The following is a 14,766-nucleotide window of genomic DNA, read 5'->3' on the forward strand; positions in this document are numbered from 1 at the left end:
AGGGCTGTCGGCCATTCTACCCGGGCAACCATGACCAATGCCCTTAGAACGTCATGTACGATCAAAAATGACCGCCAAGACCCCGCGACCCATGGCGGCGACAGGACGGTACCTATCTCTACACAACCGATCTTGTGAGAGGTGGCGCGAGGAGCGGGTCATGCGCCGTCCATAGTAGCGCCCGAAAATGTCGTTTCTTTTCAGAGTGTTGTAGCTGTGGTCAGCTGACCACCGGAAAAGCAGCTGTTGGCAGTGCGTCCCACCCCAAAAGACTTGCTGGCCCACGACAGCAGAGTCTGGCGAAAAACCTCGATCAGTGGACCCGCTGACCTAGCACTCAATCCTCTCCGGCAGCGACTAGATGTGGAGCCTCAACAGGTTGTCCTGGGTAAGAGCGAGCCTAGTGATTGGTGGTTTTGAGTTTAGACTTCCGTGAGGCCTGTGCCAATTGTAGCGATGAAGCCATCGTGGCAGTTCGGCGGCGGGCATGTCCGAGTTGGGATAGGCGACGGCGTAGGCCCACTCTCTGAGGGCGGTCTGGATGAAGCGTTCGGCCTTTCCGTTGGTTTTAGGCGTATATGGTCTGGTGCGAACGTGCTTGAGGCCGTTGTCGCGACAAGCTTGGCCGAATGGCTTTGATGTGTAGCAGGGACCATTGTCGGTCATGACGCGCTCGACCGCGATCCCGAGGCTGGCATAATAGGCCAATGCCGCCTTCAAGAAGGCCACGGCGCTTTCTTTCGTCTCGTCCGGCGATATCTGTGAGAAAGCGATGCGAGAGGCATCGTCGATGGCCACATGAACGCATTCCCAACCGGCGCCCCAACTCTTGCCTCTGCGCGAACTCTGGCGAGTGCGATCGCCGGTGATGCGGTGGCCGACCTCATGAAACCGGCCGAGCTTCTTGATGTCGATATGAATCATCTCGCCGGGAGCCTGGCGTTCATGACGACGCACAGGCTCGGCCGGCTCGATATCCTTGAGGCGGGAGAGGCCTGCGCGCTTGAGAACCCGGCTCACCGTCGCTGCAGATACACCGGTTTCGATCGCGATGTGCTTGCCAGTCAGGCGCTGGCGGCGAAGCGTGATGATGCGCTCCGCCAGCGCCTGACTGGTCTGCCGGGGCATGGCATGAGGTCGGGAGGAACGATCGAGCATCGCCTCTCGACCACCGGCCTTGAAACGCTCGACCCAACGGGCGACGATCTTGGCCGCGACGCCATAGGCCTGTGCTGCCTGAGCCTGGGTCAGATGCCCTTCGATAACAGCAAGCGCCATTTGTTCCCGGCGCAACGGCGTCAGTCGGGCATTCTTATGAATGTTCATTCGCGGCGATCCTTCCGACTCGAGGTGTGATAGCTCCAGTCTCCTAAATCCGCTTTGAATGGACAACCTCCCGAAAGCTCACAACTAGAGCCTGCGCGCTCCGAGTACGCCAAGTGGCGGAAACGCGAAGCTTTCATCTCGCGCAGCGTTGGAGCCGGTTGCGGCAATGGTATCTGCATCACGTGCCCGGGTCTGGTCCGAGCGATGAGTGCGGCCGGAAGTGGTTGTAATCGTCGGCCCAGCAATGGCGCTTCGGGCATAATCGCAGCCGAGGAACAGGCTTTGGTTGACCATCTCGTCCCGCATCCGGCCGTTGAAGCTCTCGACATTAGCGTTTTGCATCGGCTTCCCGGCGTGATGCCGTGCGACTCGACACTATGATCCTTCGACCTGGCAAGGATGGCATTCGAGGTGAATTCCGTGCCGTTGTCGGAGACGATCATCCCCGGTTTGCCGCGCCGTTCGATGAGGACCGACAGTTCGCGAGCGACGCGACGACGCAAGATCGAGGTGCACGGGATCGCCGCCAGGCATTCGCGGGTCACGTCTTCGACGAAGTTGAGCACGCGAAACCGCCTTCCGCAAGCGAACTGGTCGTGAACGAGATTCAGCGAGCTTCGGGCATTGGCCTTCGCTTCGACCAGGATCGGGCCACGCGTGCCGACAGTGCCGCCCCGGCTTTTCTGCTTGCGAACGGAAAGTCCTTCTTCGCGATAGAGCCCGTAGATGCGGTCGACCCCAACGGCGCTCCCCCCCCGCCGAAGCCGCCGGTCGCCGGTCGCCGGTCGCGCAATAGGGCGACTTCTTTATGATGTGGGCGCGCCTGCCCGACCAACGCTTCGATCTTTTGTCGCGCGTCATGCATGACCATGCACTCATCGGCGGCTCTAAACTGCGTGATGTCGTAGAGACAGTTCGGTTCTGCGACACCCAAACGATCGAGCTGCGCGAGCGCGCCGACCGTCCGGCGCGGCAGGCAACGTTGTGCCTCCGCTTCGGCCAGGCGACGATCAGGCGACCGCAAAACCTGCGCGAAGAAGGGCTGCCCGACGGGGTTAGGCTCAGTTGGGTCGAGGTCGTCGAACCGGACGCACCCGACGGTGTCGAGCCCTTGCATTGGCTGCTCTTGACCACCCATGCGCTCTCCAGTGCGACTGACGCCTGGCAGATCGTCGCTTGGTACAAGCAGCGCTGGATGATCGAGCAGTTCTTCCGGGTGATGAAGACGCAGGGCTTCAAGATCGAAGACAGCCAATTGCAGTTAGCGCCGCGGCTGGAAAAGCTCGTCGCCATCGCCGCCAAGGCCGCGGCAATCGTCCTCCAACTCGTGCAGGACCGCAGTGGCGGCGATCCTCACCCGGCAAGCCTGGCAGTCAGTCCCCACGAGATCAACACGCTCGCCGCCCTCGAAAGCCGCTTCAAGGGCAAGACCAAGCTGCAATCCAATCCCCATCCCAAAGCTTCGCTCGCCTGGGCCGCTTGGATCATCGCCAAACTCGGCGGCTGGAACGGCTATGCCTCCTCCAAGCCGCCTGGACCCATCACCTTCTTCAACGGACTCAAATACTGTGCCGATGGCTGGGCCTTGCGAGATAGCGCCATCGCCCACTCGCGATTAGCCGGCACAGCCGGCCGCCTTGCGATTTGCCGCGCCGGTGCCAATGAATTGATGAAAGGCGGCTGCCATTTCGTGCGAAGACTTCGCTCCTGGTCTTGTTCGTGCGCGACCTTGGGCGCGTTCGTATTGAGATCACGGTCTACTGTTCCCCTAAGAGGCGTCATTTGGCTCGGGAGCCAGACGGTAACCGGCACAATGCCTGCGACAAGCCGCCTTTGAAAGTTGGTGTTTTCCAAGAGGTTAGCTTGGTGGTCAGCTGACCACAACCGAAATCCTCAACGGCAGGAATAACGATCAGCCGCACTTACCCAGCCCTCAAACCGCCTTGCCCGTTGGCCTTCAACAACGCCATTATCATCGGGCCAAGCGAGAATTCACCGCGCTCACTTCGGCGCGTTAGATCCCGCAGATAGCCTCCAGGAGAGTTGATGAAGTTAGCCCTTTCCAGGATGCACGCAATTGCCACCGCAGCATTCTCCGGTCCTAGCGCCTCGCAGGCATCCTGGTAGGCGGAAGGGCTTACCCCCAGCATAGATCGAACCACCACAGCGGCAGACATCAGATCTCGCCAGCTTCCCACGCCGCGCGGTGCATAGTCGCTGATCATCGGGCACGCCTTGAGCACCAATCCCAAGGGGAACGCCCTTTGCGATTCATTCTTCGGCTGAAGGCTCAAGCTCGCCTTTGCCCCCTGCTCCTTTTCGGAGCGTGGTTCAGATTCATTTACGGATTCGGGTTTTGAATTCTGTATGTGCTGCTCGATATGAGCAGCATTGGTGCTAATTTTTTCAGCATTCTCGAGGTTTTCCAAACGATTAAGCACTTCCTCACGGAGCATCTCCATTTCATTGAGAACGCTAGTGACCCCTTCAAGGGTCGGAACGCGCGGAATTCTGCTCGCGAGCGCAATGTAGATGTCCTCGGTCGTCTTCCAATCGCCGTCGGCGCCCTCGACCATTGCAGCAGTAATAAGTTTGCGAACATCCCGCCGGCAAATTGTAAGGCTCTCTTTGGCTTTCCTGAGCGAGGCTCTCTCGGCCGCCACTCTTTGCGCCAACATCGCCAACTCTTCCGATCGCGCCAGGAGGGGCGACAGGTCGAAGCCAAAAGCATTCTCGATCTGGCCATCGTCGCCCTTGCGGGCGAAGCGCTTGCCATTGGCGCTATCCTTACGGACGATCAACCCCGACTCCACCAGAATGGCAATATGCCGCCGCAACGTTGCGCCCGCCATTGCATGCGCCCGAAGCGCCAGTTGGGCATTCGAGGGGAAGACAATCAATTGTGCATCCTGACGCAACTCATTGTCAGGATAAAAACTCAAAAGTGCGTCAAGAACAGCCAGACTGTTCGACTGGATCTTGAGCAGTTCCATCGCGGCGGAAGCGTCTCTCAACACTTTCCACTTATCGGCAGCTTTTCCATGCTTGATTTCCATTGCCGCCTGGCGCCGCACGAGCGCAAGCGTCATTGGCCGCCGCCCGAACGGCGTCGCTACATTCCCCGACTGCATTGTCTCTCACCTTTCAGCAGGCAAAGGAAATTCGCTCACCAAAACGGCGCCAAAGACTCTTGACGAGGATTCGAGGAAATGCGATTCTGTTCTTGCTACAGAGACAGAAGGGCTTCCACGACGGCGACGTTGAGGGAGCTCTTTTCTTTTGCGGGTTACACTCCCTGTTTCCGTTGATGCTTTGCGCGATGCTCCTGGTAAAGCGCCGGCAAATGCTCGAGTACGAAAGCCGCGAAATCCGGCGTGGCTTTCCTGTCAATGGTAATTTCTAGCTTGCTCTTGCTCTGCGTGACCTGCGCAAGCCTGTCGCCATCGGGGGTCGACAGGACGTCTGGCAACCCGCGCGCAGTCCGACGCGGTTTCAGATGGTCGATCACTGCCTTGAACCGTTCCGACGACGGCAGCGCCTGCACCTCCTCCGAGGCAGCATATTTCGCAGCGCCTGCCGGAGGCGATGCTTTCTCAACCAGCTCTGCCAATTGCTGCCAACTTGGGCGTCCAACGCCTGGAGCGGCGCCGATGGCATCGATCAATTCAGAGGGGAGGGCGTCAACAAGCAGGAGCATCTTCGACAAGTTGCTTTTATCGATTGACATAGCCGCGATGACGATTTCTCGTGGAAACTGCTTGTTTAGCTTGTGTGCGAAACGTGCCTTTTCGATGAAGGTGAGGTCTTCGCGCTCATTGTTTTCCTGACCCTGTGCGACAACCAACTGCTCGTCCGTCAAGTCTCGAACAACCGCCTTGACCGGCAGTCCTAGCTCCGAAACGGCGCGCAGCCGGCGGTGTCCAAAGGCAACTTGGTAGTGCGCGGGTTTAACGGGATGAGGTCTCACAAGGATTGGGACCTGCTGTCCTTGCTCGCGGATGGATGCAAGAAGTCCTTCGATATCACCTTGCATGCGATCCTGAACGAAGGACGGCTCGATTGACGACGCGTTCAGTTCAACCACGGCCTGACCTTCGGCGAGACGCCGCTCGATCTCCTCGGCACGACCAAGACGATCATTTTGCTCGCGCAACGCGTTACCGATGTTTGCAGTCAGCTTCGTCGCTGGATCTCGTTCTTTTCTGGTCACGCCGAGAAGCGGCATGGAGCGAGTCTTTGCCGCTCTGTGTTCAGCAGCTGATGAGCTGTCGGGCGCGTCCGTGGTGACGTCAAGGAGGTGCTTCCGACTCATGTGGTTCTACCCCATGCTTTTTTGATTAGAGTTTCGATCTCGTCGTTGACGGCGTTCATCGCCTCTAAGGCCCGATCATAGGTCGAGCGCGTGAACTGTCCGCGCTCAACCTCAAAGAGGGTTTGATTCGTCAGGCCAGCGTCCGAAACGGCGGTCGTCTTGAGCATCGGAAAATTGAGGACATTTTCGCCGAAGATCGAACGCAGATAGCCCACCATCTGGTTCTGCGGGCCATCGCTCGGTTCAAAACGAGTGACGAGGTAGCGCATCCAATTGAACTTGAACTGGGCGCCTGCGTTCTCGATTTCCCGAAGGAGATTCGAGGTCATCGCCAGAAACTGGTTCATCGACATTACATCCAACATCTGGGGATGGACGGTGACGAGGATCGAGGTTGCGGCGGTCAGAGCTGAAAGCGTGAGATAGCCAAGTTGGGGAGGGCAATCGATAACGACGACATCGTAGTTGTCCGCGATGTCTTCGATGACCTGACTGATCCGACCGTAAAAAAGCGTGTCACCTTCCTTCCGGTTCATAAGCGCGCGCGGGGTATCGTGCTCAAACTCCATCAGTTCAAGATTGCCAGGAATTAGATGAAGATCCGGGATGTACGTTCCTCGGACAACCTGCTCGATTGGGACCTGCTCGTCATCATACCGGATGGCGCCATAGAGTGTTTCGTTCGGACCAACGTCAGTTTCTGGCTGACTGCCGAAGAGTGCGGAAAGGCTTGCTTGGGGATCAAGATCAATCGCGAGAATCCGGTAGCCACGCATTGCCAGGTACTGTGCCAGATGCGCGGCTGTCGTCGTCTTGCCCGAGCCGCCTTTGAAATTCATCACCGAGACGACTTGAAGCTGCTCCCCCGTGCGACGATGGGGCAGGTAGCGCCGGTTCCCGCGGCCAATCAGGTCCAGGTGCTTACGGATTGAATGAATATCTTCGATCGTGAACGTGCGTCGACCGCCAGGGCTCATACTAACGTGCAGTTCAGGCATTTCCGAAGCAGTTTGTCTAAGATAAGACTCACCGATGCCAAGCAATTTTGAGGCTTCTGACGGTGCAAAGGATCGAATGCCCTTTTCGGACGTCGGCGGGAAGACCTTGAGATGATGTGCTTGAAGTTGGCTGGAGAGAGCGTCAGCATGACGCTCCATCAATGCGGTCAACCCTTCGACGACCGGCGCTGTGTTTGCTGCGGTTTTCGCCATCTCAAAATCCATTTCCTGCAAGTGGCGGAACTTTTCGCGAAACCGCTAAAGTTCCGCCACTAGCTATTAGAGCCGATTCTGCATTTTGAGCAAGGGGTTTTAGGTTAACGAAAGGCTAACGTGGATAAACCCGGAACGTAGAGTAAATGGATTTTTCCGTTTATATCCTGCAGCTTAGCAAGACCGCGGTACCGATTGGTCATGGTGTGTTTTATTGTGAATCCTACAAATGTGCCCCGGCGATTTAGACGAAAAGCAGAAGACCTCGGCAAAGTCGGTGATCCCCTTGCCGCGACTCACTCGCACAAAACCGTAAGCATTCGACAACGGACGCCCGATTCCAATTCGTGCAGAGTTCCCGGCGCCTAACGGCGGCGGAGAAATTCATGCAGGTATTCGCGATCTCGACACCAAAAATTTACTACGAAGCGTAGCTGCTTCAGGACGATCATAGGCTACGTGCGAGGATCTTTTCCACTCGCACTTGGGATGTAGAAGTAGTCGACGAGTGCGAGGCAGATGGGGTTGACGCTCTCGCCCCGACTGCCATCCTGGATGTCACCGCGGCTGGACCACTTGCAGGATGTGCACGCGATTTGTCTGCGATGGGACCGACCATGCTGGTAGACGTATTTCCGTCTCTGCTCCCGAAGGGCCGCCTGAACGCCAATCCCCTGATGGTCTAGAGTTCTCGCTTTTGCGTCGACACCTCGAAGAGTGGAGGGGAGGGGAGGGGAGATGGTTCCGTTCACGAGGCAACGCTGACCTTGTTCGCCGGCATCGTAGAATGGTGCCTGGGAGGTGGTCTCAGCGAAGTCGTTGCGGTAACGGATATCAGGTTCGAGCGAACTCTTGCTAGCGTCGAATGGCCTCTCCCGCGCTTGGGGCAGCCAGAGAAGATCGTTGCCACCACCGCCATCGCAGGCACGCGTCCAGCAAACGCTGAGACCTTTCTGATGTTGCGGCCGCCCAACTACCGATCTAGTTGCCGTCATCCTTCTCGGTGCGACTCGGATTGTTGGTCTGTTCGGTTCGAACCGGTGCGCCACGAAGGATGAAGCTTTGGACGATGTGGCGATAGGCTCTTAGGAGGGTTCGCGCGGGCAGATGAGGGAAGGCGACATGGCATCTTCGCAGAGATGAGGATGCATCGAAGAACGGGCTGGTAAACCGCGGCTCGTGTTTGAGGCTGGTGGCATTGACGCGGCCCAAGCGCTCCACTCTACCTTCAATAGTTTCGTCGCTCCTTGCGCAAGGGAACACTTCTGCCGCTTGAAACGTCCTTTGCCGTTTGCGCCGACGATATCTCCGAGAAGCTTGTCAAGACCCAGGACATAAGCAAGCCCGCCAGCAAGGCACGTGATTTCATCAGCTTTCTGACTGCCGCCTGTGGTTGTTGGCTAGATTCTGGATGCAAGTAAGTGTACATATTAGGATAGTCGGTGTGTCGGGGAGCGAGAGGTCTCGTATGGAGGTTCGTGGACTCGTAATTACTTGCCCCCGCAAGGTTGAAGAATGGACATTGTCGGTTCCACTCGCCGTATCGTCCGAAGTCGGTGTGCGGATAGAGTTGTGTGGACTCTGCACACCGGAGCAACGCGTTTATCGGGGCGCCAAGCCGACTTACCCCTATTGGGGCGGGCACGAGTTGTCAGGCACGATCGTGTCTCTGCCGGACGATGTACCGGATGGCCTGCGCGTAGGAGACCGCGTTGCGGTGCTTTTAATGCGCAGATGCGGCCAATGTCGTGCCTGCCGCCTCGGACTGGACAACCACTGTGCATATTTAAATCCTAAAGCGAGAGGAGGGGTGCCGCAGGGGCCGGGGGGATTGGCCAATTTTGTGGGCGTACCCGCCTATCAGGTTTTTTCCGTACCTTCCTTTTTGGCTCCCGAGCGTGCCGCGTTAGTTGAACCTGTCGCCTGCGTGGCACGCGGCATAAATAGGGCGCGTGCAAAGGCTGGAGACACTGTGGCCGTCATCGGCGGAGGCACGATGGGCCTTCTCCATTCGATACTTCTGACAACCAAAGGATGCGACGTTTACCTTTTCGATGACGACGTGGCAACGCATGGGCCTGTGATGTCGACCGGCGCCCATGCAACGGGGTCAGTTCATTCTCTGTCTGATCCGAAACTCGTCGAGAAATTAACGGATGGCTGGGGCTTCGACTGCATCTTTTGCACGCGCTTCGGTGTCAGAGGCATTCAGGGGGCCATAGCTGCGGCGTCACGCGGTGCCAGGATTGTACTCTACCAATCGATTCCGACGTCCGATTTGTTATCGGTAGGCGCTAACTTTCTGCATTACCGGGAAATTGAACTGATCGGCACCATAGCCCAAAGCGCGGACGACGTGAGAAATGCCATTCGAACCATCGTTGAACACGCCGCACGCTTCGACGTGCTGCAGGTCAATCTTTGGCCCTCGTCAAACGCCCAAGAGGCATTCGAGCAGGCGCTCGATCCACGTGTTAATCGCGTGATGCTAGATTTCAGGTAATGCTTCTCAGCGTGCCTGCAGCGCGCCTGCAATTTCGTTGCCGATCGAGACTACTTCGACACTGTCGGGGAAATTGTCGGTACGTCCGACGCTGTCGGTCACAACGATGCGGTCGATCTGAGACCGTCCCCAGTTTTCGTTCAGCGACGGCGTGAATATGGCATGGGCTGCGGCAAGGGTTATCTTGCGAGCGCCTGCCGCTTTGAGATGTGCGGCGGCTGAAAAAGCCGTCTGACCACTGTTGATTTCGTCGTCAATCAGGATGATCGTCCGGCCAGCAACGTCCCCCAGAATCTCGACGCTCTCCCGAAAGTCATCATCGTCTCTGCGGTGCTTGCGCATGACAGCGAATGGGCAGCCGAGCAGGGCCGCCAAGTGCTCAGCTCGCTTCGCTCCGCCGAAGTCCGGTGAAACGACCATGTCGCCATCGACGGCCGCAGAACCGAGATGGCGAACTAGGGCGGGAGCGAACTGAAGATTGACGACAGGACAGGCAAATGCGGCGCACAGCTGAGGAACATGGAGTTCGAAAGTTATCAGCCGATCTATACCGAGCGTTTCGATAATCCCCGCAAGGATTCGCACCGGTACAGGTCCGCCGTCGAAGGCAGGGCGATCCGAACGCGAATATGGGAGGTAGGGAAGAACAGCGGTAATCGTGCGGGGACCCCGCGCCCGCACGGCACCAAGCGCTAGGAACAACTCGAAAAGACGATCATGAACGCTGTCAGGAAATGTTTGCACGACCACCACATTTCCGCCAAGCCCGCCGTCGCGCGGAGTGACAGCCATCTGGCCATTGCTGAACACCTGCGTGTTTAGGATCGTTATTCCTGACCGCGTGAGGGCCCGATGGACTGTTGACGCAAACTTTGCAGAGGTTTCGGTTGCTGCGATACGAAGGTCGTTCGCCGCAGGATCTGTACGATATGGTGACTCGGGCGCCATATTTACGCCAGCTCAAGATCGTTAACAGTGGGAATAGACAGCAGTTTGGGCAACACGTCGCCCCAATCATGTTGAAGTGGTACCTCGGTTTGATCAGGTCGAATGAGCTCTAGGAACTCGGACGGTATGTCTATCCCACAGATGCGCTTCATCTGCGTCAGGACGAAATATAACGCCGGCCTCATCTCGTATTTGTAACCTATCGCAGCGACCTCCGCCCAGCTAATATTCGCCATTTCTTTGTGTAGAACCGCATGAAGATCGCCGAACATCAATAGTCGAAGCGAATTATAAAGGAAGGCCTCGTGATAAAGCCTGGCCGAAAGGAACCAGACGGCGCCAGTCGCGGATTGGACCTGCAATATGCGGCCTAGACCGTTTGCAAGACGCACGCCTGACCATATGTCTTCGACATCGATGCCGACGGAGAGATTTACATGCATATCAATGAAGATGGGCATGTGCAGCTTCTTCGCGGAATCGATGTATCCCTTTACGTGGCGGTAGCGCAGCTGGCGTGGCACCGCGGGACCAGGGAACGGAGATTCAACGGATTCTATCCTTACAAACACCGGCAAGGAATAGCTTTCGCGGAAGGTTTCGTCATCGAGTTCCTTTCGTTCCGGATGCCAGTTGCCATTTGAAGGGTCGAAAATACCGTGCCGGTAGCCGAGATCGAACATGAGCCGCTGCACGCGCTGCGCGTCAGCGGGCTTGACCATGATGTCGAGATCGGTCATCGGCCGTAGGAGTGGATCGGGATAGTGGAGAAGCGCGAGATCTGGTCCCTTCACCAGGAACCAGGCGATGCCGGCCCGATCCAGCGCATCCATGATTTCTGGCAGATTGCGAAATTCGAGTGCGGACCTGACCTTTGACATGACAGTCCAGCACTGAACGTAATGCGCCGCCTCAGTAGGCAATAGTGTCAACAAATCGAGGCGGCGCAAGTGATTCTCAAGCAGCGGCACCGTCCGATTATGCTCGGCGCGCCATACCACATAGGGCCAGTTGACAGGCTCCTTGCAGAGACGGACCAAACGCTCTTCATCCTCGGGTCGTAGGTAGGCCCGGCAGGTGATCAGCAAAATAGAGTCTTCTGGTGACAACCGAAGCATCGCGGAGACTCCTGATACGGCTGCGTGATTTATTTCGAACTTTCCGGGCTGCCGAATTCGGCTAGTGTCTGCCTCAGGTCGGCGAACTGTTGTTCGAAGGAAGCGAAACTCTGGTCGACGTTTTGTCCAAGCAACTGTTCAAGGCTGAGCGTTTCTTCAGCGCGTTCCTCTTGTCCAGACATAAGCTTGTAAACCGAACTTACCGGCAGCAATCGCGACAAGAGTTCACCACCGCGGCCCGTCTGGGCGCTGTCCCGAATTTGCCGGATGCAACTTTCGGCAAGCAATCCGTCAATCACGATTACCAGCTTGCCATCCTCTTCGTCAACGGCGTAGCCAAACAGTCGGGAACTAGCCATTGCCGCTACCTCTGAACCTTCTTGAGGTCTTCCACTTCACTGCGTATCTGCAGCAATTGTGCCTGAGCCGAGAGAAGTTTGGCGAATGCGGCGGTAACCGCCTTTGCCGATTGTGTGTCGGAACCAGTCATCCTAACCGGTCCTCGCCCAATGCGGCGTCCTACAAGACCTGAATCGGCGGCGCGCGGCCAATTGGCTTTGCCAAATTTCTTCGAGGCGGTTATATCAACGTAGTAGTCTTGTAGTTCGCCGTTAGCAGCGAGTGAGCCGGATTTCGACCGTTGCGATCTGCGTGACACCTTTAGCGATTGCTCTAATTTTACAAGGCCAGCCGTCAATTGCTGAGCTTGGTCATCCAAACCCGCCTGCAGCCGGGCGAGTCCTTCCGCGAGACGAGAAATCACCTGGGCTTGCTGGGCGGCTGCTTTGTTGCCGGATCGTATCGCGTTGTTCGCAAGTGTGTGCGCCACACCCGCCGCACCTCGGAAAGCTCTGCTCATCCTCAATCCTCCACGTTATTTTTGTTGACCTGGTTAAATTACGTCGTCGACACAGCAATTATTACGTCGCGCCTCCTGCGTTAGTGAGTGTGTTGCGCAGCAGCCGCGATTTCCTCCGAGAAGTTATAGACAGGAGCTTCGGCGGCGGGCCGACGCTCTTTCGCTATAACTCCGCGGCGGTAGGTGGAATCTTTCGTCGGGTCCACCAGGGCGTACTCCGGAAAACCTCCGTTATTGTAAAGTTCCTGGCACAGCGGATAGGGCGCGTCCTTTTCACCATAGTGCGACCAGCTACTCATCTTGCAGACGCCGCGACAGACTGGATAAAACACGCAGTTGCCGCAGACGCCCTTAACCTCGCCACTCACCACCTCGCGTAGCTCATGGAAGAACGGGCTGTTGCGCCAGATTTCCATCAAGGGCATTTCGAAGGCATTGCCGGCGATCATTTCCGGATCATCGTAGGAGGCACTGCACATCGAAACTTGTCCGTTCGACAGTATGCCCAGTACGTTGTCGCCCCAACCGCAAGTATGCACGCCGTTCAGATACTTGAGAGGCATCAGAGCCGGCGGCAGAGTCATGTATGCAGCGCCACTCTCAAAATGGGGAGATTTCAAAAGATCGCCTATCAGTAGCTTGCATTCCTCCAAGCTTATCGCATTGTCCTCATGGCTGCGCGCGTTGCCCATCGGATGTATGTTGAGCAGCGTCCGATGCTTCTTGATGCCCCAGCCGAGCACCAAATCTATAATCGAAATCACCTTGTCATAGTTGTTGCGATAGGCAGTCGTCGTTACCACCGTAGAGATGTCAGTTTTTCCAAGCCGCTGCAGGACAATCGCAGTCTTGGCGAACGCACCCGATTTTGCTCTGAAAGCGTCGTGCGCCTCTGGGTCGAAATGGTCGAGGCTGATGAAGACCGTCAAATTGGGGAGCCTACTTAGCTGCTCGATCGTGAACTCGTCAAAGAGGGTTCCATTCGTCTCGAAAACCAGCTCCTTCAGCCCACAGGATGCGAGATATTCCATGACTGCCATGAATTCCTTGTGAACCATCGGTTCACCCCCGGAAACCTTAACCTTGCGCAGCCCATTGGGTAGTGCTTGCTCGATCAGTCCTTGGATCGCCTCCAGGTTGAAATCAATGCCCTTGGCCTTGGGCCCGACGCCTGCGATATAACAGTGGTGGCATCCCAAATTGCACTTGCGGGTTAGAAACAGATAGATCGTTTTAATTTCGTTTTCCGAGACGACTCGTTTCGAAAGTTCACTTGTGACGAGGGCCTGTAGCGTCTGACTGGCTACATGCACGTCCTGCGGTGTCGAAAGCCAATCAGGGGTATTCATGCGCTTGCCTCCTTACGTCTATGTTGCTGCGCTAGCACGTCATCGCACTGATCACTGGTGCGTCGTCCAATTGACGCCTGCCTTTCAAAACTTCGATTTCGAGTATGAATGCGTATCCGGCGATCTCTCCGCCTTGGGACTTGACAAAATTCCCAGTCGCCCGAGCAGTGCCACCCGTCGCTAGAAGGTCATCAGCAATCAGGCATCGCAGGCCGTCACCGATGAGGCCGGCAGTTACCTCCAGGGTTCCGGAGCAGTATTCACAGCTGTATTCAAATGAGAGGACGTCCCCCGGCAGTTTACCGGGTTTCCTTACCATGATGAAACCGCAACCGAGCCTATCAGCCAATGAGGCGCCCAAGATGAAACCACGCGCATCAACCGCCAAAATGGCATCGATTTCTGTTCCCGACACTTGGCTTGCGACGGTAGAAACGACTTCGCCCAATGCACCTCTACCAGCCAGCATAGGCGCTATATCCTTGAACAAGATCCCGCCTATCGGAAAGTTAGGAAATTCTCGTAATGCTTCTACACCGGATTGGTTAATCCGTGACGCCCCGCTATTTGGAACAGCTACAATCATTTTACTATCCCCCACATGTAACCATCTAAGAGCCTCGTAAGGTGCGATGGCCTCGCGCACTTTGTGGCCAGCCACCAGATGAGGCCCTGGCAAGCTTATCAGCGGCGGCCGCCGCCGCGCCTACCACGTTCCTCCGGGCCGGCACGGGTCCGCTCTCTGACCAGATCACGCCGGAATTCGCCAGCGCCGCGAACAGATGAAACATCAGTCGGCCGCATAATGTTGTCTCCTCGAAAGCGGCTCCGATCATGATTCGTCCAGCCCTGATCTTAGTGCCGAGTCAACTTTACGTCGCTTTGGGGTTCGTCAGGACCTTGTCAAAAGCATCCTTGACCGGCTTTGAGATTTCCTCCACCGCCCTGCTTGAGAGCTCCCGGACTTCCTTGGCGTGCTGCAAACTTGTCTCAACCCGCTTGCGGAAAAAGGCCGACTGCTGTTCGAGGATCTGCGACGGCGAATTCGCGCCCAGCAAAGCTTGCAAATGTGAGAAGCCGGCCTCGGCGTCGGCTTGCAGTGCAGCGATCGTCTTCCACCACAATTCGTTGCCGAATAGA

General features: G+C 56.7%; 13 protein-coding genes and 3 pseudogenes. 4 read left to right on the forward strand and 12 right to left on the reverse strand.

Translation table 11 applies throughout. The annotated features are described in order from the left end of the window. Positions 1-357 precede the first annotated feature (357 nt). Both EFR00_RS26955 and EFR00_RS26960 read right to left on the reverse strand, forming a co-directional pair. The gene (locus tag EFR00_RS26955) at positions 358-1,326 is read right to left on the reverse strand and encodes an IS481-like element ISRel2 family transposase (protein ID WP_008534018.1); all 969 of its coding nucleotides are present in this window, start codon (positions 1,324-1,326) and stop codon (positions 358-360) included. Positions 1,327-1,410: 84 nt separating this feature from the next. Further along, positions 1,411-2,090: pseudogene (locus tag EFR00_RS26960) on the reverse strand (integrase core domain-containing protein); the annotation flags it as partial. Between the two features lie 47 nt (positions 2,091-2,137). On the opposite strand from EFR00_RS26960, the gene EFR00_RS26965 reads away from it, so the two are divergent. Then, complete coding sequence (locus tag EFR00_RS26965; protein WP_225880292.1) at positions 2,138-3,163, forward strand: IS4 family transposase; 1,026 nt, start codon at positions 2,138-2,140, stop codon at positions 3,161-3,163. A gap of 85 nt (positions 3,164-3,248) precedes the next feature. Here the strand turns inward: EFR00_RS26965 and repC are convergent, their stop codons facing one another. The 3 genes from repC to repA all read right to left on the reverse strand — a co-directional run bounded on the left by repC (position 3,249) and on the right by repA (position 6,849). Continuing rightward, complete coding sequence (gene repC / locus EFR00_RS26975) at positions 3,249-4,457, reverse strand: plasmid replication protein RepC (protein ID WP_011053503.1); 1,209 nt, start codon at positions 4,455-4,457, stop codon at positions 3,249-3,251. 155 nt (positions 4,458-4,612) lie between these two features. Beyond that, positions 4,613-5,638 (reverse strand): plasmid partitioning protein RepB, encoded by a 1,026-nt coding sequence (gene repB, locus EFR00_RS26980; RefSeq protein ID WP_004672729.1) that lies wholly within the window; start codon positions 5,636-5,638, stop codon positions 4,613-4,615. After that, positions 5,635-6,849: a plasmid partitioning protein RepA gene (gene repA / locus EFR00_RS26985; RefSeq protein WP_011053501.1), complete on the reverse strand. Its 1,215-nt coding sequence runs from the start codon at positions 6,847-6,849 to the stop codon at positions 5,635-5,637. The genes repB and repA overlap by 4 nt, the downstream gene beginning before the upstream one ends. Before the next feature lie 434 nt (positions 6,850-7,283). Here repA and EFR00_RS26990 point away from each other — a divergent pair. The 3 genes and pseudogenes from EFR00_RS26990 to EFR00_RS33700 all read left to right on the forward strand — a co-directional run bounded on the left by EFR00_RS26990 (position 7,284) and on the right by EFR00_RS33700 (position 9,352). Continuing rightward, positions 7,284-7,907, forward strand: a pseudogene (locus EFR00_RS26990) (acyl-homoserine-lactone synthase). Between the two features lie 410 nt (positions 7,908-8,317). Then, a pseudogene (locus EFR00_RS33695) lies at positions 8,318-8,716 on the forward strand (alcohol dehydrogenase catalytic domain-containing protein); the annotation flags it as partial. A gap of 105 nt (positions 8,717-8,821) precedes the next feature. Then, positions 8,822-9,352 carry an MDR/zinc-dependent alcohol dehydrogenase-like family protein gene (locus EFR00_RS33700; RefSeq protein WP_016737355.1) on the forward strand — a complete coding sequence of 177 codons (531 nt, stop codon included), beginning with the start codon at positions 8,822-8,824 and terminating at the stop codon, positions 9,350-9,352. Positions 9,353-9,358: 6 nt separating this feature from the next. Here the strand turns inward: EFR00_RS33700 and prs are convergent, their stop codons facing one another. The 7 genes from prs to EFR00_RS27035 all read right to left on the reverse strand — a co-directional run. Then, positions 9,359-10,300: a ribose-phosphate diphosphokinase gene (prs, locus tag EFR00_RS27000; protein ID WP_011053499.1), complete on the reverse strand. Its 942-nt coding sequence runs from the start codon at positions 10,298-10,300 to the stop codon at positions 9,359-9,361. A 2-nt stretch (positions 10,301-10,302) separates the two neighbouring features. After that, positions 10,303-11,418 (reverse strand): nucleotidyltransferase family protein, encoded by a 1,116-nt coding sequence (locus EFR00_RS27005; RefSeq protein ID WP_004672715.1) that lies wholly within the window; start codon positions 11,416-11,418, stop codon positions 10,303-10,305. Positions 11,419-11,447: 29 nt separating this feature from the next. After that, positions 11,448-11,777, reverse strand: coding sequence for a hypothetical protein (locus EFR00_RS27010; RefSeq protein WP_004672714.1), 330 nt, complete (start codon positions 11,775-11,777; stop codon positions 11,448-11,450). Between the two features lie 5 nt (positions 11,778-11,782). After that, positions 11,783-12,277 (reverse strand): hypothetical protein, encoded by a 495-nt coding sequence (locus EFR00_RS27015; RefSeq protein WP_004672713.1) that lies wholly within the window; start codon positions 12,275-12,277, stop codon positions 11,783-11,785. 80 nt (positions 12,278-12,357) lie between these two features. Further along, positions 12,358-13,626: a radical SAM/SPASM domain-containing protein gene (locus EFR00_RS27020; protein ID WP_004672712.1), complete on the reverse strand. Its 1,269-nt coding sequence runs from the start codon at positions 13,624-13,626 to the stop codon at positions 12,358-12,360. Positions 13,627-13,657: 31 nt separating this feature from the next. Next, positions 13,658-14,212 carry an adenine phosphoribosyltransferase gene (locus EFR00_RS27025; protein WP_004672710.1) on the reverse strand — a complete coding sequence of 185 codons (555 nt, stop codon included), beginning with the start codon at positions 14,210-14,212 and terminating at the stop codon, positions 13,658-13,660. Between the two features lie 286 nt (positions 14,213-14,498). Then, on the reverse strand, positions 14,499-14,766 hold a 268-nt coding region (locus EFR00_RS27035; RefSeq protein WP_125864866.1), incomplete at its 5' end, for a phasin.

This window comes from Rhizobium sophoriradicis (assembly GCF_003939025.1).
Classification (GTDB): Bacteria; Pseudomonadota; Alphaproteobacteria; order Rhizobiales; family Rhizobiaceae; genus Rhizobium; species Rhizobium sophoriradicis.